Source organism: Nocardia panacis (genome assembly GCF_003598715.1).
In the GTDB taxonomy this organism is placed as follows: Bacteria; Actinomycetota; Actinomycetes; order Mycobacteriales; family Mycobacteriaceae; genus Nocardia; species Nocardia panacis.
On the sequence record NZ_QZFU01000016.1, the window covers coordinates 526382 to 545467 of the forward strand.

A 19086-nucleotide genomic window follows, 5' to 3' on the forward strand; every position below is an offset into this window, starting at 1 on the left:
ATACCGATCCGCCGCGCTCGCGCTCGCCATCGCCTGAAATGCGATGAACCCGGTCAGGCCAGTGCCTGGTCCAGATCGCCGAGGAGGTCTTCGACGTCCTCGAGGCCGAGGGAGAGGCGGACGACGCCGTCGGTGAGGCCGATGCCCGCGCGGCCTTCCGGCCCCATGGCGCGGTGGGTGGTGGTGGCCGGGTGGGTGATGAGGGTTTTGGCGTCGCCGAGGTTGTTGGAGATATCGACGATGCGCAGCTGGTTGAGCACCTCGAAGGCGCGTTTCTTGGCCTCGTGCTCGGGGGCCGCCAGCTCGAAGGTGACGACGGTGCCGCCGCCGGTCATTTGGGCGGTGGCGAGGGCGTGCTGGGGGTGGGATTCCAGGAACGGGTAGCGGACCCAGCTCACGGCGGGGTGGGCTTCGAGGAAGCGGGCGACGCGCAGTGCGGATTCGGTGGACTGGCGCACCCGCAGCGGCATGGTCTCGAGGCCCTTGAGCAGGGTCCAGGCGTTGAACGGGCTCAGTGCCGGACCGGTGTGGCGCATGAGGGTTTTCACGGGGCCGTCGATGTAGTCGTGCGCGCCGAGGATGGCGCCGCCGAGCACGCGGCCCTGGCCGTCGATGTGTTTGGTGCCGGAGTAAACCACGACGTCCGCGCCCAGTTCGAAGCCGCGCTGCAGCAGTGGGGTGGCGAAGACGTTGTCCAGCACCACCTTCGCGCCCGCGGCATGGGCCAGTTCGCTGACCCGACGCACATCGACCAGGGTCTGCATCGGATTGGCGGGCGTCTCGAAGAACACGGCCTGCGTGGGCACCGACAGCGCCTGTTCCCACTGGTCCAGGTCCTCGCCGTCGACGAAGACGGTCTCCACGCCCCAGCGCGGCAAAATCTCCTCGCACACCACGAAGCAGGAGCCGAACAGGCTGCGCGCGGCGACGAGTCTGTCGCCCTTGCCGAGCAGCGCGCCGAGCGCGGTGAATACCGCCGACATGCCGCTGGCGGTAGCGAAGGCCGCCTCGGCTCCGTCGAGCAGCCGGATGCGCTCCTCGAACATGGCGACGGTGGGATTGCCGTACCGGGAGTAGACGAAATGCTCGACCTCGCCGGTGAACGCGGCCTCGGCCGCCTCGGCGCTCTCGTAGACGAATCCCGATGACAGGTACAGCGCCTCGGAGGTTTCCTCGAAGCCGGAGCGGCGCAGACCGCCGCGCACGCCGAGAGTCGCGGGGCCGACGCCCTCGGGCAGCGGCCTGTTGAACGCACCACCGGTGATCATGCCAACCTCCCGCACGAAATCACTGCCGCACCACGGGAATTCGCGCGGCCAACGGAACGTGTCGCGCTCACGACTGCCGCCAGGGCAAACCGGAGGCCCGCCAACCGGCGCCGCCGCGGTGACCGGAGGCGTCGAGTCCGCCCTCGAATCCCTCCGACACGTTGAATGCGGGTGCGATACCGAGGGCGGTCGCGGTGGTGGCCGCATGCGCGGACCGCTGACCGGAGCGACACAGGAAGACGACGGGCGCGTCGGCGGGGCGCTGTTGCAGCGCGGCGACGAGCTGATCGGCGAAGGCCGGATTGCGGGCGCCCGTGCCGTCGACCCATTCGATGAGCACGGTGGGTCGCTCGATCGAGCTGGTATCCGGCACGCCGACGAATTTCCATTCGGCTTCGGTGCGCACATCGATCAGGATCGCGTCCGGATGCTCCCGCAGCAGCTCCCACGCCTGCGCCGCGGTGATATCACCGGCGTAACTCAATTGGACCTCCTCGGAATCCACGCTTGCCGCGCCCGGGTCCGGCGCACGGCCAGGTCGTCACCCGGAGCACCCCACCGTGGCGGAGGGTTGCCGACCAGCAGAGCCGGGGCTTGACGCTGGTTCTCATGACCTCCGAATGAGGATGGCTGGCGCGGGGTCACCGTGTCAATTGCAGACCTGCCACTTCTGGCCTGTCCTGGTGAGATTCCAGGTGCCCGGATGTTCGGTGTCGGCGAATTTCACGGTGACGCTCACCTTGGCCCGATCGCCGTCGGCGGTCGGATTCTCGATCTTGGTGACACTGACCGCCTGCCCGCTCTGGCGTTGCGCCAGCGGGGAATGCTTCGGATCGAAGTCCTTGCACACGGTTCCCGCCGCGCCGACGCCGTCGGTGTTGTTCACACCGTCGACGAATTCGCGGACCGCGCCCGCGATCCGATCGGCGACTGTGACATTTTTCTCAGCGGGTGCGAGCAGTCCGCCGATGACGATCGCCACCAGCACCGCGACCGCGATGATGCCCGCCGCGATGAAGGGTTTCATCGATCGGCGATCGGTCTGGTCGATCTCGATCGGGGGTTCGTCGGACGGGGTTCGCTGGTCGGTCATGCACAGATCATCCCTGGTGGGCGTGCCGATACCGGATGCGGGCCGCCGCCGGTTCGATCGGTCGCCCGAGCCGCCCATCCCCGATCATGGCGCGAACTTTCGGCCATCGCCGCGAACTCGGCGCGCATACTGGGAGGCGCGCAACCGCCGTAGGGCCGGTCCCGAGGGCACCGATAGAATCGCCGAACCGCGGCCTGCGGTCATAGCCGCCCGGCAGACGTCGCGACCGGAGCGTCCGCAGCGGGTACGTCGAGTTAGCCTAGGCTAATCAAGGGTTAGAACCGACGTCATTAATGTTCTCGAAACCGTAAGGGTGCGCGTAAAGATGACCGAACAGAGTGCCGACACTCAGGCGGCCCGCCCGCTCCGCATCGCCATCGTTGGCGCGGGTCCGGCAGGCATCTACGCCGCCGACGCTTTGATGAAATCCGACGCGGATGTGTCCATCGACCTGTTCGAGCGCATGCCCGCCCCGTTCGGCCTCATCCGTTACGGCGTCGCACCGGACCATCCGCGTATCAAGGGCATCATCACCGCCCTGCACAAGGTGCTCGACAAGCCGCAGGTGCGCCTGCTCGGCAATATCGACTACGGCGTGGACATCAACCTCGACGATCTGCGCGCGTTCTATGACGCGGTGATCTTCTCCACCGGCGCGAACGCCGATCGCGCACTGGGCATCGCGGGTATCGACCTGGACGGTTCCTACGGTGCCGCCGATTTCGTCTCCTGGTACGACGGCCACCCCGATGTCCCCCGTACCTGGCCGCTGGAGGCGGAGAAGGTCGCGGTCCTCGGCGTCGGCAATGTGGCGCTGGACGTGGCGCGCGTGCTGGCGAAGACCGGCGACGAACTGCTGCCCACCGAGATCCCGCCGAATGTCTACGACGGACTCAAGGCCAACAAGGCGATCGAGGTGCACGTCTTCGGCAGGCGCGGCCCGGCCCAGGCCAAGTTCACCCCGCTCGAACTGCGCGAACTGGACCACTCGCCCACCATCGAGGTCATCGTCGATCCCGAGGACATCGACTACGACGAGGGTTCCGAGGCGGCGCGCAGGCATTCCAAGCAGGTCGACATGGTGTCGAACACCTTGGAGCAGTGGGCCATTCGCGACCAGGGCGACCGCCCGCACAAGCTGTTCCTGCACTTCTTCGAATCGCCCGCCGAGGTGCTCGGCGCCGACGGCAAGGTGGTCGGCCTGCGCACCGAGCGCACCCAACTCGACGGCACCGGCAATGTGAAAGGCACCGGCGAGTTCAAGGACTGGGAGGTGCAGGCGGTCTATCGCGCCGTCGGCTACCTGTCGCAGAACATCACCAACCTCCCCTTCGACGACCAGGCGGGCACCGTGCCCAATGAGGCGGGTCGCGTGCTGCTGGACGAGAACGCCGACGGGGCTGCCCGCTACCTGGCCGCCACTTATGTCACCGGCTGGATCAAGCGCGGCCCGGTCGGTCTCATCGGCCACACCAAGGGCGATGCCAACGAGACCGTCGCCTGCCTGCTCGACGATGCCCCCGCCTTCGCCCCGGCGCCGCAGCCTGAACCCGCGGCCGTCACCAAGTGGCTGGAGGACAAGGGAATTCCGTTCACCACCTGGGACGGCTGGTACCGCCTCGACGCGCACGAACGCGCCCTCGGCGAGCCCGAGGGCCGCGAGCGGGTGAAGGTCGTGGAGCGCGAGGACATGCTGCGCGCCAGCGAGCCGCACAAGATCTGAGATCCGGGGCAACGGTCAGCGGAATAGTCGGCGCTGAGGCATTCTGTACAAGTGTTCGATGCCCATGTCCACATCATCGATCCGCGGTTCCCGCTGATCGAGAACGAAGGCTACCTGCCGCCGCCGTTCACCGTCGCCGACTATCGGAAACGCATGTCGCGCTACGACATTGCGGGCGGTGCGGTGGTCAGCGCCTCGTTCCAGGGCAACGACAAGACCTTCCTGCGGGCCGCGCTGGCCGAACTGGGCGCGGACTGGGTCGGGGTGATCGCCCTGGACCCGGACGCCACCGACGCCGAGATCGTGGAACTGGACCGGATCGGCGTGCGCGGGGTGCGTTTCAACCTCAAGCGGGCCGCCGCCGATATCGCCCAGATGACGTTGAGCGCCCTGCGCGCGCACGAGTTGGTCGGCTGGCATGTCGAGGTGTACATCGAGGGGTCGATGCTGGCCTCGCTGCAGCCGGTCATCAGCAAACTGCCGGTGTTCTGCGTCGATCATCTCGGCATGTCCGAGGAGAGCCTGCCGTACCTGCTGGAGTTGGTCGACAATGGCGCGCGGGTGAAGGCGTCGGGATTCGGGCGGGTCGCCATGGATGTCGCACAGACGCTGCGCCGCGTGCACGCGGTGAATCCGCGTGCGCTCATGTTCGGCACCGATCTGCCCGGCACCAGGGCGGGGCGGCCGTTCCGTTCCGCCGATGTGGATCTGATCTGCGATGTCGTCGGGGTCGATATGCGCGCGGTGCTCGAGGACAATGCCCGCGAGTTCTACCGGTTGCCCGCGCGGGAGCGGGCCGAGGATCCGCAGCCCACCCTGCCGCTGCATCGGGTCTATGAGCCGACGCTGCCGCTGCGCCGCGTGGACCTGCCCAAACCCGAACCGGCCGATACGATTCCGTTCCCGGTGATCGAATAGCGCTCCCGGTCCGCCCTGGACACGGCGCCGCGTTGTTGTCATATTGTCAATATCCACGGCAGCGCAGCCGCGGGACAGCAACGATGAACCGAGGTAGGGCGTGAGCACACCATCCAGCACCAGAACGGGTCCGCTCGCGGGCGTCAGAGTGGTCGAACTGGCCGGTATCGGCCCCGGACCGCATGCGGCGCTGCTGCTGGCCGACCTCGGGGCGGAGGTGGTCCGGGTGCAGCGGCCCGGTCTGCTGCCCGGCTACATGGAGCGCCCGCAGTGGCGGGGCCGCACCATTGTCGAGGCCGACCTGAAGGATCCGGCGCAGATCGAGCAGGTTCTCGGACTCATCGAGAAGGCCGATGTGCTGATCGAGGGTTTCCGACCCGGTGTCACCGAGCGCATGGGTCTCGGCCCGGATATCGCGCTGGCCCGCAATCCGCGCCTCGTCTACGGCAGGATGACGGGCTGGGGCCAATACGGACCGCTGTCCGACCGCGCGGGCCACGACATCAACTACATCTCCCTCACCGGCATCCTGCACGCCATCGGCCGCGCGGATGAGCGGCCGGTCCCGCCGCTGAATATGGTCGGCGATTTCGGCGGCGGCTCCATGTTCCTGGTCTTCGGTATCCTCGCCGCGCTCGTCGAACGGCAGACCTCCGGCGCGGGGCAGGTCATCGACGCGGCCATGATCGATGGGGCGCTGGCCCTTTCGCACATGATCTGGGGTATGCGCGGTATGGGGCTGTGGTCCGACAAGCGCGGCGCCAATCTGCTGGATACGGGCATGGCCTTCTACGACACCTACGAGACTGCCGACGGCAAGTACATGGCGGTCGGGGCGATCGAACCGCAGTTCTACGCGGAACTGTTGCGCGGCTTGGCGATCGATCCCGAAGGACTACCCCACCAACTCGACCCGAACGGTCAGGCGCAACTGAAGGAGCTTTTCGCCGCACGGTTCAAGACCAGGACCCGCGACGAGTGGACGGCCGTCTTCGAGGGCACCGATGCCTGCACCACACCGGTGCTGACTTTCGAAGAGGCCGAGAAGAATTCGCATATCAACGCCAGGGAGGGGCTCATCGACATCGAGAATGTCGTCCAGCACGCGCCCGCGCCGCGCTTCTCCCGCACCCCTGCGGGTCGGCCGACACCGCCGCCCACCGAGGCCACTCCCCTCGAATCTGTCTGGGCTGATTAGCTTTTCAGTACAGGATGAGCGGATTCAGCGGGTCGGCGGCGCGCGGAGTGAGGGCATCGTAGGCTGCGGCGATGCCCTGCACCGCGAGCCGCAGATCGTGCTCGTGGTGGGTGAACGGCAGCCGCAGGAAGCGTTCGAACGCGCCCTGCACGCCGAAACGCGGTCCGGCAGCGAGCAATACACCATGATTGGGCGCGGTGGCCGCCAACGCGGTGGAGACCGGCGCGGGCATTTGCGCCCACACCGACATACCGCCCGCGCAGTCGGCGATCTGCCATTGCGGCAGATATTCGCCGATCGCGGCACTCAATGCCGCTCGCTGTGATCGCAACTGTTCGCGACGTCGCGCCAGGATGTCGTCGGCCCGACTCAGTAGATCCACCATGGCCAACTGATCCATGACCGGGGTGCCGAGGTCCACCGTTGAACGGATGCCGAGCAGTTTGGTGATCAACGCCTGGTTGGTGCGAATCCAGCCCACGCGCAGACCACCCCAGAACGACTTCGACGCCGAACCGATGGTGATCACCTCGCCGCCCTTGGCGAACGCGGCCACCGGCAGCGGCATATCGCCGTCCAGATTCAGGTCGACCATGGATTCGTCGATGACGATCGTCATCCGGGTCTCGCGGGCGATGGCGGCGAGTTCGGCGCGGCCCGCCGAATTCATCAGCAGGCCGGTCGGATTGTTGAAATCGGGCACCAGATAGGCCAGCGTCGCGGCGGTTTGCCTTGCGGCGCTGCGTATTCCATCCAGATCCCAACCGTCCGCAGGCAGTTCGGGACGGACCGGCACCGGAATCGGGCGGGCGCCGACATCGCGAATCGCCTCGATGGCATTGGGATAGCTGGGGTGATCGATCAGCACCCTGGCGGCGGGCGACGCCAACACATTCAGCAGCAGGCGCAGTCCGTGCTGCGCACCCAAGGTGACCAGGATCTGATCCGGTTCGGTGGGCAGGCCGCGCTCGGTGTAGCGGCGGGCCAGCGCCTCGCGCAGCGCGACGATACCGACCGGATCCATGCCGTGCGTGCCCAGATAGGCCGGAATGCCTTCCAGGGCAAAGGAATACGCCTCCTCCATCTCCGCAGGGGCGGCCATCGCCGCATAGGTCATATCGACCGTGGGCACTTCGGTGTGCGGCATCGTCGCCATGATGCCCCTGGTCGGCTTCATTCCGTCGTGGGTGACGGCGGGCGGCAGGGCCACCGTGCTGCGCGAACCCTGCCTACTGATCAGGTAGCCGTTCTCGCGCAGCAGGGTGTAGGTGGAGGTGATGGTGGTGCGGCTGACACCGAGGGTGCCCGCCAGATCGCGCTCGCTCGGCAGCGCGACACCCAGCGGGGCGCGGCCGTCGTGGATCAGCAGTCGAATACCCTCGGCCAGCGCCAGGTAGGCCGGGCGGGCCGGGCGACGCACCTCGCCCCGCTCATCGGCCGTATTTCGCCAGCGGCCCAAATCCCTGGCCAGACCGGCCGCTCCGATCACCCTTGTCGCCATACGGTCCAGTATTGCCGCAGTGGATATTTATTGGCAAGGCCAGTCGGGCGCAGGCTGGCCATATGGAAGCCCTGCTCACCCTCGCCGCCGTCATCGCCTTCGCCTATGTGGTCCGGCACTACGCGCCCGCCAAGGGCTCCGCTCTCCCGCCACGACCCTCCGCGCAGAACGGGGGCCGGTCATACTACGAGGAGCAGCGCCGATACTCGGACCTGACCGCCATCTATGGTCGCGCCGACTGCCCCGAATACGGAATCGATGAATCCAGCACCCGAGACAAGTCCAGTTACCGAAAACTGGCCCCGCCGTGCCACTAGTTCGACCACATCGGACCATGTCCGGGCCGTGTCGGGCCGTGTCGGTCTCAGAAGGCACACTGACCGGATGAGCTTCGCCGCGACACTGTTCGACACCGAGATCGGATACTGCGCCCTCGCCTGGACCGAAACCGGCATCTTCCGATTTCAACTCCCCGAGGCCACCCGCGAAGCCACCCGCACCCGAATCCTGCGCCGCCACAACGGTTCCGAGGTGGTCGAGACCGAACCGCCCGCCCCGATCACCGCGGCCATCGCGGGAGTTCGCGCCCACCTTTCCGGCTCGCTCGACTCGCTGCGCTGGATTCCCTTGGACACCACCGCGATTCCGGAATTCCACAACGCCGTCTACACCGTCACCCGCGCCATAGATCCGGGCAGCACCCGCACCTACGGACAACTCGCCCACCGTATCGGCCACCCCTCGGCCGCCCAAGCCGTCGGCCAAGCCCTCGGCCGCAATCCCATCCCCCTGCTCATCCCCTGCCACCGAGTCCTCGCCGCCGACCACGCCCTGCACGGCTTCTCCGCCCCCGGCGGCCTCACGACGAAACTGAATCTGCTGACCATCGAACGCACCGCGGGCTTCGGCGAACCCACGCTGTTCTGAGGGCTAGCTCCCCGCCTCGCCCCGCATGAGCGCGGCGAGCGATTCCCGGTCCGTCACATCCATTTTGATGCACGCACGGTAGAGGTGGCCCTCGACGGTGCGGACCGAGACGGTGAGGCGGTCGGCGATTTGACGGTTGGACAAACCGGCCGCGACCAGGTTGGCGATCTCGCGTTCGCGCGCGGTGAGCGGCAGTGGTTGCGCAGCTTGGCGCAGGGCGGGGGTGGCGGCGCCACCGCAGGCGGCAGCCAGGCGGTTGGCGGCGGCGGCGGATTCCAGCAGGCGGCGACGGTCCCCGGCCCGCTCGTGCGCGGTGGCCGCTTGGGCGGCGGCGTCCGCGGCGGACAGCAGGACGCCCATGCGCTCGAATTCGGCTGCGGCGGTGTCGAGTCCGGATCCGTCGTGGGCGGCGAGCGCGACGGCGTGCCGGGCCTGGGCCTGCACCAGTCGACCGTCCACCTTGGCCGCCAGGTCGGCGAGGCGTCCGGCGACGGAGGTTTCGCCGAGGCGGGCGGCGGTGTGCAGGGCAATGGCCTCGATGGCGTGCTGCTGCCCGCGGGCGGCGGCATCGGCCGCGTTCATGGCCAGGCGCACGGCCGGGGTGACGGTGCCCTCGGCGGCGGCCAACCACGCTTTGGCCAGTTCGATCTGCGGTTCGTATACCGCGGTGTGCCTGCCGTGGCGCGCGGCGGCCTCGGCGATGGCCTCGGCGGCCTCGGTGCAGCGGCCCAGCGCCGAATACGCTTCGGCCAGTCGGATTCTCGCGGGCAGCATCCAGGCGGCGGCCCCTTCGGCGTGCAGTGCGGCCAGCGCCTGCTCGAGGTGTTCGATCCCGTCGAGGAAGCGACCGCCCGCCACATCGGCGGTGCCCTGCAGGATCTTCGACATTCCCCACGCCAGATACTGTCCGGGCGAGGAGTAGCCGAAATACGAGGTGGCGCAGCGCCGCGCGGCTTCCAGATCACCGGTGAAGGTCAGGGCGAGCACCTCGGCGTGCGCGGACATGAACAGGTTCAAGCCGTCGATATGCGCTTCGACATCACGGCCGCGCGCCGCGTACTCGCGCGCCGCCTCGCCGCGCCCCATGAGTGCGAGCGCGAGCCCGCCTCCGAAAGCCGCCCACCACACCGCCCAAGGCGGCGCGTCCGGCATCGAGATGACGCTCTCGGCCAGGGTGAAACCCTCGTCGAGCCGATTCTCGTTCGTCGCGCACGCGGAGGCGAGACCGGTGAAGATGGCGGCGATCCTGGGGTGGACGGCCTTGCCGCGCACCAGGTCCAGCACCTCGTCGGCGCGGTCGGCATCGCCCATCGCCCACAGCAGATTCGCCACCCTGGTGCTGCCCCAGCGGGCCAACTGCACCTGGTTCAGCTGGTCCGGATCGAAGCTGGCCAGGGTGCGTTCGGCCTCGATGCGATGTCCCTGCCACAGCAGCGCGCGGGCCAAGAGGTCCGCGGCCTCCACACCGCCCTGCCGTTCGACGGCGGCGCGCGCGAATCGTTCGCCCAGGGGCAGATTCGCCAGCGCGATGGCGTCGGCCGCCGAGGCGACGAACAGTTCGAGATCGGCGGATTTATCGCTGTCCAAAGCCAATTCGGCGAGGCGGATGCGGTCGGCGGCGGAATTGATGGGCCGCTCGCGCAGCGAGGAGTACAGCCGACCGCGCAGCCGCCGCGCCGAGGCGATACCGAGCCTGCGCCGGATGACCTCGCCGAACAGCGGATGGTTGTAGCGGACGATGAGCTGGTGGGAGTTCTCCACCACCCGGATGACGCCCCGATTCTCGGCCTGCTCCACCGCCTCCTCACCCGCCAACCCGGCCAGCACATCCAGGTCGATCGGCTCGCAGAAGGTGAGCAGTTCCAGCACCCGCAGCACCGGTTCGGGCAGTTGCTCGACCCGATCCTCCAGCAGCGCCGCCAATTCCGAAGTGACCGCCGCGCGTCCGCGCAACTGCCACACGCCATTGACCTGCCGCAGCGAACCGGCCTCCAGCGCACCCTCCACCAAATGCCTGAGGAATAAGGCATTTCCGCCGGAGGACTCCCACATCAGGTTGGCGGTGAAACCCTCGAGCTGCCCGCCGAGCATGGATTCGACCAGGTGCACGCTCTGCCGCTGGGTGAACGGGCGCAGGTCGATCCGCAGCAGATGCCCGTCTTTCCACAGCGAGGTGACCGCGTCGGGCACCTGGACCCCGCTGCGTACCGTGACGACAATGTGGGCGGCCTTGTCTATCGCCAATTGCAGTAGCAGCGTGGCCGAGAGCTGATCGAGCAGGTGCGCGTCGTCGACACCGATGATGGCGTGCCCGTCGGCGAGCAAGGCTTCGCGGGCGGCGGACATGAAGGTGACCGGATCGTGCGCCGTGTAGACGCCGACCATATGCGCGAACACCCCGAGCGGAATGCTGCGCGCCGATTCGGTGCCCGCGACCCAGCGGGTATTGCCGCCGATCGCCGCGGTGGCCTGTCTGGCCAGCGTGGTCTTACCGACGCCCGCGTCTCCGGTGAGCACCACACCCACATGCTGTGAGCCGGTGAGTGCCGCACGGATTGCCTCGAATTCGCTCTCGCGCTCGATCATCGGCCAGTTCCGAGCCATGGCTCAACTCTAGGCCCTGACCGATCATGTTGTAGCCGAGGGACCGAGGTGAGCGCGGGTTTCGGCTCAGTGGGCGCCGCAGGCGAAGCCGCCCGCAGACCCGCGCACGCAGCGAAGGCCCTACCCGAGCACGTCGTGGCGCACGATGGTCTGATCGCGGCCGGGGCCGACGCCGATGCAGGAGATGCGCGCGCCGGACAGTTCCTCGAGTCGCAGCACGTACGCCTGCGCGTTGGCGGGCAGATCCTCGAAGGTCTTGGCGCCGGAGATGTCCTCCCACCAGCCGGGCATCTGCTCGAAAATCGGCTTGGCGTGGTGGAATTCGGTCTGCGTGGTCGGCATCTGCTCGACCCGCTCGCCGTCGATCTCGTAGGCCACGCAGATCGGCACCGTCTCCAGACTGGACAGCACGTCGAGTTTGGTGAGGAAGTAGTCGGTGATGCCGTTGACGCGGGTGGCGTAGCGGGCGATGACGGCGTCGAACCAGCCGCAGCGTCGGGCGCGCCCGGTGGTGACGCCGACCTCGCCGCCCGCCTTGGCCAGGTACGCGCCGTGCTCGTCGAACAGTTCGGTCGGGAACGGGCCGGAGCCTACGCGGGTGGTGTAGCACTTCAGGATGCCCAGCACCGTGCCGATCCTGTTCGGCCCGATGCCCGCGCCGACGGCCGCGCCGCCGGAGGTGGGATTGGAGGAGGTGACATACGGGTAGGTGCCGTGGTCGACATCGAGCAGTGTGCCCTGCGACCCTTCCAGCAGCACCGTCTCACCGCGCTCGAGCGCCTCGTTGAGCTTCAGGCGGGTATCGGCGATGCGGTGCTTGAAGTGCTCGGCCTGGCCCAGCACCTCCTCGACGACCTGTTGCGGGTCCAGAGCGCGGCGGTTGTAGATCTTGACCAGCACCTGATTCTTGAATTCCAGTGCGGCCTCGACCTTTTGGGTCAGGATCTTCTCGTCGAGCACATCGGCGACGCGGACGCCGACGCGGGCCACCTTGTCCTGGTAGCAGGGGCCGATACCGCGCCCGGTGGTGCCGATCTTCTTATTGCCGAGGAAGCGCTCGGTGACCTTATCGATGGCCACGTGGTACGGCATGATCAGGTGCGCGTCGGCCGACAGCAGCAGCCCGGAGGTATCCACGCCGCGCTCCTCGAGCCCGGACAGTTCGGCCAGCAGCACGCCGGGATCCACCACCACGCCATTGCCGATGACGTTGGTGACGCCGGGGGTGAGGATGCCGGACGGAATCAGGTGCAGTGCGAACTTGGACCCGTTGGGCAGCACCACGGTGTGGCCCGCATTGTTGCCGCCCTGGTACCGGACGACCCATTGCAGCCTGCCACCGAGTAGATCGGTCGCTTTGCCCTTGCCCTCGTCGCCCCACTGGGCGCCGATCAGGACGATTGCCGGCATGGAATCTCCTACGAGTTCGACAGGCAACACCCCGCGTGTTGCAGCTACCTGCCGTGCAGAGGCGGTGGCCGGAAGCACAGTCTAGCCGACGCGTCGGGAACCTCATCCGAGCGGTTCAGGTCGTAGGCTCGACAACCGGTGGCCGAGCAACGGTGCGGCGGCGGACAAGTATCCGTCCGGTGACGACCATGTCGCCGGTGCGCCGCCCGGCTATGGTTGCACCCGAATGAGGCATTACGTGGCTGGCGTGGTGGTGGTCGCCGCGGACCAGTTGGCCGATGGTGTCGGCCGGACCGAGGAGGGTGTACCGCAGTTTGAGTACCCACGTTCTCCGCTGCGACGGCGCACCGGTCCCGATCGCACTGGCCGCGCAGCCGATGACCCAGACCGACGCCATTCCCGATACCGGCACCATCGACGAACTGCTGCCGGTGCTCGCCGCCGACAGCCTGCCCCGGCTGATCGTGCTCGGCGAGGACGCCGCCCTGGCCACCGTGCTCACCCATCTCATGCGCACCGAGCGCCTGCACGTCGAGATCGGATATGTGCCGATCGAACGCACCCAGGGTTCGCGCGTCTATCAGGTCGGCAGCGGCAACGCGGCGGCCAAACTCGCGCTCGAGGGTCGCGCCCAACAGACTCCCCTCATCCGCGACGATCGCGGTACTGTTCTGGTCGGTCGCGCCGTGCTCACCGGACCCGGCGGCGGCAAACTGGAGGGGGAGGCGTATGTCGATGACGCCCAACTATTTTCGGGCAGGGTGCGAGCCATGTATGTGTCGCCGACACTGGAACTGCCCGGCGTGAGCGCCGCAGTGGGGCACGGACTGCTCAAGCGCAGGCTGGCGGGGCGCGCGGCGCAACTCGGCACGCCGGGGGCGCTGGTCACCCGCGACGGCGTGCGCGCCGAACGCACCGTGCCGCGGTCGAGTTTCTATCGACATCACGAACCCTGGCTGCTGGTCCGATGAGGTTCGCGCAGGCCGGACCGCATCGCCCCGGTGGCGCGGTGCGGCCGAGTCCGATCTTCCTGCTCGTCGTCATCGGCGCGGTCGTCGGCGGCGCGCTCGCCTGGGACGCGCCGCTCACCTCGACGCAGGCCAAGATCGGCGTCTTTGTCATGGTGGTCTTCGGCTGGATCATCTCGCTGTGTCTGCACGAGTTCGCGCACGCCTATATCGCGTGGCGGGCGGGCGATCGGGAGGTGGAGCTGCGCGGCTATCTCACGCTCAACCCGCTCAAATACAGTCACCCGCTGCTCTCGATCGTGCTGCCGATGGTGTTCATCGCGCTGGGTGGGTTCGGTCTGCCCGGCGGCGCGGTCTATGTGCACACCCAGAATTTCAGCCCGCGCACCCAGCGACTGATCAGTCTCGCGGGTCCCGCCGTGAACGCGGTGTGCGCGGTGGCGCTGCTGTTGACGGTGCGCCTGGTCGGGACCTTCCACACGCACACCGCTTTCTGGTTCGGACTGAGTTTCCTTGCCCTGCTCCAGATCTCGGCGACCCTACTGAACATCCTGCCGATACCCGGCCTGGACGGCTACGGCGTGCTGGAGCCTTCGCTGAGCTATCAGACCAGGCGCACGCTCGAACAGTTCAAGGGCTTCGGCATGCTCCTACTGTTCGCGCTGATCTTCACACCGTCGGTGAACCACTACTTTTTCCAATTGGTTTACGGCCTGTTCGAGTTGTCGGGGGTCCCGAGGGAGTGGGCGCAATTAGGTAGTTACCTGGTGCGCTTCTGGCTCTGACCTCCCGGGAAGACGCCGGTCCCGTGATCGGATAATCTACCTGGGTTGGATCAGTCAAGCGTGTCTAAAGAGGTATTTACCAGTAGGTTTCACTGACGGCTGCGAGACGGCCGCAACCGTGCGGCAGCGCGCGGGCCGCCGGCGGAGCACGAAAGGCCCCCCGCTGGACAGGATGCGCGCGGCACGGCATTATCAGCGCCGGTTATATCCGCGCACACGGCAATGCGGCCTCCGGTTCACCGCCCGAAACCCCTCCACCGGTGAATTCGCGCGCGCCCATTTCGGAACACCCATCTCTGAAAAGCTTCGAAACGGAAACAAATCCGATGATTGAACCCCAACAGCCGACGCTGTCGGTCGTGATCCCCGCGTTGAACGAGGCCGACTCCATCGAAGGCTGCCTGCGCCTGCTCGTCGCCCAAGAGGCGATCGACGAGGTGATCGTGGTCGACAATGGCAGCACCGACGGCACCCCCGAGATCGTGCGCACCTTCGCCGCCACCAATCCCAAAGTGGAAATCATCCACGAGGCCCGACGCGGCATCCCACCGGCCCGCAACGCCGGATTCGACAAGGCCCGCGGCGATATCATCGCCCGCACCGACGCCGACACCCTTGTCAGCGCGAATTGGGGCCGGGTCATCCGCGACTATCTCGACACCCACCCGGAGACCTCGGCGGTCGCGGGCCTGTGCACCTACCACGATTCGCCGATCGGCTTCCTTTTGAAGTTCGGCCTGTGGATCCAGCACCGGCGCGGCAAACTCGGCGGGCAGATCGGCAATCTCTACGGCCCCAATATGGCCCTGCGCCGCACCGCGTGGGAGCAGGTCCGCGAGGACACCCAGGTGCGCATCGATGTCGCCGAGGACCTGGACCTGGCGCTGTGCCTGTCCAAGCGCGGCCTGCGCATCGACCAGGTCGAACAGATGCGCGCCCAGACCTCCGCGCGGCGGCGGCGCACCAGTCCGGGCCGCTGGTGGAAATTCCAGATGATCGGCCTGCGCACCCTCGCCGACCACAACTTCGGGGTGACCCGCCAGGCCCGCGCCATCGTGGTGGCGTCCTGGGCCTCCCACACCATCCAGTGGCCCATCTACCGGTTCTGGGATTTCGATCGGAAACGTTTCGCGCTGCGACCGGGCGTCGAACGAGTCTCCGCCATCGGCTGAACTGCCGGTCGCCCGGTCCGAAGACCCGGACCGGGCGACCTTCCCCTTCGCCGACTACGTCCCCGCCCCTACCCCGCACGGCCACCACACCACTATGGCCGGAGGGTGCTGCGCCGTCTGGCGAAGTACCGACCGCGATTACCCCTCGCAGAACGCGGTCACAGGAGAAAAATATGTCCGCACAAGGTCGGGAACACGAGTAGCGGGCTACCCCAAAACACCCTGCAGTACCTGCCCCGACCAGGGCGGCTACTCGATCAATCCTCCGGTGCGACAAAGGGATGCGGCACCGTCGGCGGCAGCAGCGCCATCGCCGAGATCCGCTTCACCCCGCACACCTGCATCAGATCCACCAGTGTCGAACGCACCTGCGCGAACACCACATGCGCCGAAAGTCCGGCCCCCGCGACCAATTCCGGACGCGCCAACTTGGCCACCGAACGCAGCACCCTGGCCGCCTCCGCCTGATCGGGCTGCTGACCGGGATCGGCCAGCATCATCCGGCGCAGCACATCCACCGCCTCGCCCAACCGCTCCACCAGATCGATCAGGCGCGGATCCAGGATCTCGTCGTCCTGCACCAGCGTGCGGGAACGCCGCAGCAACACACGGGTATTGCGAATGGCGTTGTCCAGCGGGTCGGCGGTGGCCTTGATCCGCTCCAGTCGAGCCCGAGAATTCCAATACAGCGGCGAGATCCGGATGATCTCGCGGCCACCCTCGAGCGCCGAACGCAACGCATCGATCTTCGACTGGGTGGCGCGCGCCGAATCCAGGGCCGCGCGCACCTGGTCCGCGTCCTGAGCCAGCAAGCCCTCCGCGCACCGCGTCAGCGACTTGCCCATCACACCCAACACATCGGCGGCCTCCTGGCGGGCGCGCCGCACCGGATGCAGCGGAATCGAGGCCACCACCACCACACCGACCAGACCGCCGACCAGCGCGTCGATCATGCGCGAGAGCCCGCCGCCATTGCTCGGCGGCATGAGCGTGGCCACCAGCACCGCCGAACCGGCCGCCTGCATGGTGATGATCGACCCGCCGTCGAGGAATACCGCCAGCGCCATGGCGACCGCCACCACCAGCGCGATCTGCCAAACACCCGTACCCGCCCTGGTGATGAACAGATCCCCGATACCGATCCCCACCGCGACACCGACCACCAACTCCACCGAGCGGCGCAGCCGCGCGCCGAAGGAGAGACCGATCGACACCACGGCCGCAGTCGGCGCGAAAAACGGCTGCGGATGACCGACCACCACGTGCGCCACGAACCAGGACAGCGCCGCACCCAGCGCGCACTGCACGATCGGCAGCGCCGACAGGCGCAACCGCGACCACGACGCGCGCAAGGTTTCGATACTGCCCGCCGTCGCGACGCCGACGCGGGAATTCGGGTCGATCAAGTGTCAGTCGAGGCCGAGTTCGACGGCGGCGCGCGGGTCGCAGTCCTCGAGCAGATCCAGGCAGCGGGCGTATTCGTCGGTCTCCTCGATCAGCTTCGCGGCCCGCGCCAGCGCGCCGACACTGCGCAGGAACCCGCGATTGGGTTCATGACTCCACGGGACCGGCCCGAAACCCTTCCACCCATTGCGGCGCAGCAGGTCCAAACCGCGGTGATATCCGGTGCGCGCGAACGCGTAGGCCGCCATCACATCGTGATTGATCGCCGACTCCTGCGCCTCCCCCCGCGCCAGCGCGGCCTCGGCCAGGGCCGCCCACGCCACCGACGCCGCCGGATGCGCCGCCGCCACCCGCACCGGATCGACATTGTCCAGCAGCGCCTCCTCCGCATCGGGAATCTCCGGCAGCAGTACCGGTTGCGGTCCGAGCAAATCACCGAACGAGGTCATGGGCTTCATTCTGCACGCCCACCCCCACCCCGGCGACCGCCGACACCCACCACCGGAAACGCGCGTCCACATTCGCCGCGGTGACGAGCGGGGTTGCGCTCCGGCCATGCGCGGAGTTTTGGGACGGCATAGCCGGCTGCGCCCATTAGGCTTGCCGTCGAGTTCGAACGTTCCGCCTTCAAAAGGGGTAGTAGGTGTCCGACAAGAAAGACGAGAAGAACCCGGCGTCCAATGTCGCGCGACCGGCCGATGAAGCACGCTCGGCGGCACCCGCGACCCCGAACCCCGAATCCGGCACCCCATCGGCCGCTCCCACCACCCCCTTCCCGCGCCCCATCGCGGGCCGCGCGGCCGCCAAGGGCGAGCCCGCAGGAACGTCGAAGAACTCACCCCAAACCTCCACTCCGACAAGCCAATCCCCCGCTCCGGACGAGCAGCCCGGTCAAACACCCTCCAGCCGAACCCAGCCCGGCGGCACCGCCGAAACCGTCGCGATCAAGCGAAATGGGCCGGGATCGCCGCATGCGACGACCGTTCGCGAGCAGGTGGTGCAGGGTGACGCCGCGGGCGGAGCATCGCCCGCCGGGGACGCCTCCGCACAAGGTTCAGGCCCCTCCGGGAACGCAGAGCAGCGGGGCGCGGCGAACTCTCCGACCGAAACCACCGGACGGGGCGGTCCCAATCCCGTTGGCGGACAGGCAAAAGGCCCCACTCCGGGCGGTAATACCTCGAACAGCGGTGCGACACAAGGCAATCGCTTCCAACCGAATGCGCCGACCGTTCGGCAGCAGATCGTACCGGGCGCGCCTTCGGTCGGCACAACCCGCACCCCCGCAGCGGTCACGAAACCCGCAGGCCCGCAAAGCTCAACCACCGCCCCGACCGGTACCCGCCCCGGCGGCAACCCTGACCAATCCCCCAGTGGGGCAAGCGATTCGGCCGCCGACAAGGCAGGCCGCGCAGCCGTTCCGACCGGCGGCACAGCGGGACTCGGAAACCGACGGCCCGACGCGGGAGTGCGCGTACACGAATCCGGCCGCACGCCGATCGAGAGCGCTATGGCGGGCGATGGAACCGACGACACCGGCGGAGCCGGATCACGAAGCGGGGCCTCGCCTACCGACACAAAGGCCCGCGAGGGAGCGGGAGCCGCAAGCGGTGCGGCGCAAGCCAATCGGGGCGAATCCGATCGCGCACCATCCACCGGCGGCACGGGCGCGGACCGCCGTACTCCTGGCGCCAACGCAGCAGGCGGACCAACTGCCGCAGGTGCGACTGCCCGCAGTGGTGCGGGCTCCGCTCGCACGGACAGCCGCTCCGCAACGGAAGGCTCGGCCGGCACGCCGCGGAATGCGGGTACGCCCGGCGAACCTCGGTCGGCGGCAGACGCAGCCGGGAATGCGGGTACGCCCGGCCAACCCCCGTCGACGACAGGCGCAGCGCGGCAAGCTGGTACGGCCGGCCAACCTCCATCGACGACAGGCGCAGCGGGGACACCGAGCACTACCGGTCAACCCCCGTCGACGACGGGTGCAGCGAGGCAAGCCGGTACGGCCAGCCAACCTCCATCGACGACAGGCGCAGCGAGGCAAGCCGGTACGGCCAGCCAACCTCCGTCAACGACAGGTGCAGCGGGGACACCGAGTGCCGGCCAACTTCCGCAGGC

16 protein-coding genes and 1 riboswitch are annotated in these 19086 nt (G+C 67.9%); of the genes, 8 read left to right on the forward strand and 8 right to left on the reverse strand.

Going from position 1 to position 19086, the window contains the following annotated elements; translation table 11 throughout:
• Positions 1-53 precede the first annotated feature (53 nt).
• The 3 genes from D5S18_RS10655 to D5S18_RS10665 form a co-directional block, all read right to left on the reverse strand.
• On the reverse strand, positions 54-1268 hold the full coding sequence (locus D5S18_RS10655) for an O-succinylhomoserine sulfhydrylase (RefSeq protein WP_120039638.1): 1215 nt from the start codon (positions 1266-1268) through the stop codon (positions 54-56).
• Between the two features lie 67 nt (positions 1269-1335).
• Complete coding sequence (locus tag D5S18_RS10660) at positions 1336-1752, reverse strand: rhodanese-like domain-containing protein (RefSeq protein WP_120040547.1); 417 nt, start codon at positions 1750-1752, stop codon at positions 1336-1338.
• Between the two features lie 14 nt (positions 1753-1766).
• Positions 1767-1883: riboswitch (SAM riboswitch) on the reverse strand.
• Between the two features lie 34 nt (positions 1884-1917).
• Positions 1918-2361, reverse strand: a complete 444-nt coding sequence (locus D5S18_RS10665) for an Rv0361 family membrane protein (RefSeq protein WP_147403925.1) — start codon at positions 2359-2361, stop codon at positions 1918-1920.
• A 325-nt stretch (positions 2362-2686) separates the two neighbouring features.
• Between D5S18_RS10665 and D5S18_RS10670 the strand changes: the two genes are divergently transcribed.
• The 3 genes from D5S18_RS10670 (at position 2687) to D5S18_RS10680 (ending at position 6200) form a co-directional block, all read left to right on the forward strand.
• Positions 2687-4084 (forward strand): FAD-dependent oxidoreductase, encoded by a 1398-nt coding sequence (locus tag D5S18_RS10670; protein WP_120039640.1) that lies wholly within the window; start codon positions 2687-2689, stop codon positions 4082-4084.
• Positions 4085-4135: 51 nt separating this feature from the next.
• Complete coding sequence (locus D5S18_RS10675) at positions 4136-5002, forward strand: amidohydrolase family protein (protein WP_120039641.1); 867 nt, start codon at positions 4136-4138, stop codon at positions 5000-5002.
• 100 nt (positions 5003-5102) lie between these two features.
• The gene (locus tag D5S18_RS10680) at positions 5103-6200 is read left to right on the forward strand and encodes a CaiB/BaiF CoA transferase family protein (RefSeq protein WP_120039642.1); all 1098 of its coding nucleotides are present in this window, start codon (positions 5103-5105) and stop codon (positions 6198-6200) included.
• A 4-nt stretch (positions 6201-6204) separates the two neighbouring features.
• On the opposite strand, the gene yczR is transcribed toward D5S18_RS10680, so the two are convergent.
• Positions 6205-7701 (reverse strand): MocR-like transcription factor YczR, encoded by a 1497-nt coding sequence (gene yczR, locus D5S18_RS10685; RefSeq protein ID WP_120039643.1) that lies wholly within the window; start codon positions 7699-7701, stop codon positions 6205-6207.
• Positions 7702-7763: 62 nt separating this feature from the next.
• On the opposite strand from yczR, the gene D5S18_RS10690 reads away from it, so the two are divergent.
• Both D5S18_RS10690 and D5S18_RS10695 read left to right on the forward strand, forming a co-directional pair.
• Positions 7764-8018: a hypothetical protein gene (locus D5S18_RS10690; RefSeq protein WP_120039644.1), complete on the forward strand. Its 255-nt coding sequence runs from the start codon at positions 7764-7766 to the stop codon at positions 8016-8018.
• Between the two features lie 67 nt (positions 8019-8085).
• Positions 8086-8628 (forward strand): methylated-DNA--[protein]-cysteine S-methyltransferase, encoded by a 543-nt coding sequence (locus D5S18_RS10695; RefSeq protein ID WP_120039645.1) that lies wholly within the window; start codon positions 8086-8088, stop codon positions 8626-8628.
• A 3-nt stretch (positions 8629-8631) separates the two neighbouring features.
• Here the strand turns inward: D5S18_RS10695 and D5S18_RS10700 are convergent, their stop codons facing one another.
• Both D5S18_RS10700 and D5S18_RS10705 read right to left on the reverse strand, forming a co-directional pair.
• Positions 8632-11232, reverse strand: coding sequence for a helix-turn-helix transcriptional regulator (locus tag D5S18_RS10700; RefSeq protein WP_120039646.1), 2601 nt, complete (start codon positions 11230-11232; stop codon positions 8632-8634).
• A gap of 120 nt (positions 11233-11352) precedes the next feature.
• Positions 11353-12642 (reverse strand): adenylosuccinate synthase, encoded by a 1290-nt coding sequence (locus D5S18_RS10705; protein ID WP_120039647.1) that lies wholly within the window; start codon positions 12640-12642, stop codon positions 11353-11355.
• A 314-nt stretch (positions 12643-12956) separates the two neighbouring features.
• On the opposite strand from D5S18_RS10705, the gene D5S18_RS10710 reads away from it, so the two are divergent.
• The 3 genes from D5S18_RS10710 to D5S18_RS10720 all read left to right on the forward strand — a co-directional run bounded on the left by D5S18_RS10710 (position 12957) and on the right by D5S18_RS10720 (position 15567).
• Positions 12957-13613, forward strand: a complete 657-nt coding sequence (locus D5S18_RS10710) for a hypothetical protein (RefSeq protein ID WP_239003652.1) — start codon at positions 12957-12959, stop codon at positions 13611-13613.
• Positions 13610-14395, forward strand: coding sequence for a site-2 protease family protein (locus tag D5S18_RS10715; protein WP_120039649.1), 786 nt, complete (start codon positions 13610-13612; stop codon positions 14393-14395). The genes D5S18_RS10710 and D5S18_RS10715 overlap by 4 nt, the downstream gene beginning before the upstream one ends.
• A gap of 326 nt (positions 14396-14721) precedes the next feature.
• Positions 14722-15567 carry a glycosyltransferase family 2 protein gene (locus tag D5S18_RS10720; RefSeq protein ID WP_120039650.1) on the forward strand — a complete coding sequence of 282 codons (846 nt, stop codon included), beginning with the start codon at positions 14722-14724 and terminating at the stop codon, positions 15565-15567.
• 257 nt (positions 15568-15824) lie between these two features.
• Here the strand turns inward: D5S18_RS10720 and D5S18_RS10725 are convergent, their stop codons facing one another.
• Both D5S18_RS10725 and D5S18_RS10730 read right to left on the reverse strand, forming a co-directional pair.
• Positions 15825-16973, reverse strand: coding sequence for an FUSC family protein (locus D5S18_RS10725; RefSeq protein ID WP_203236676.1), 1149 nt, complete (start codon positions 16971-16973; stop codon positions 15825-15827).
• A gap of 3 nt (positions 16974-16976) precedes the next feature.
• Positions 16977-17420 carry a DUF3151 domain-containing protein gene (locus D5S18_RS10730; RefSeq protein ID WP_120040551.1) on the reverse strand — a complete coding sequence of 148 codons (444 nt, stop codon included), beginning with the start codon at positions 17418-17420 and terminating at the stop codon, positions 16977-16979.
• Positions 17421-19086 lie beyond the last annotated feature (1666 nt).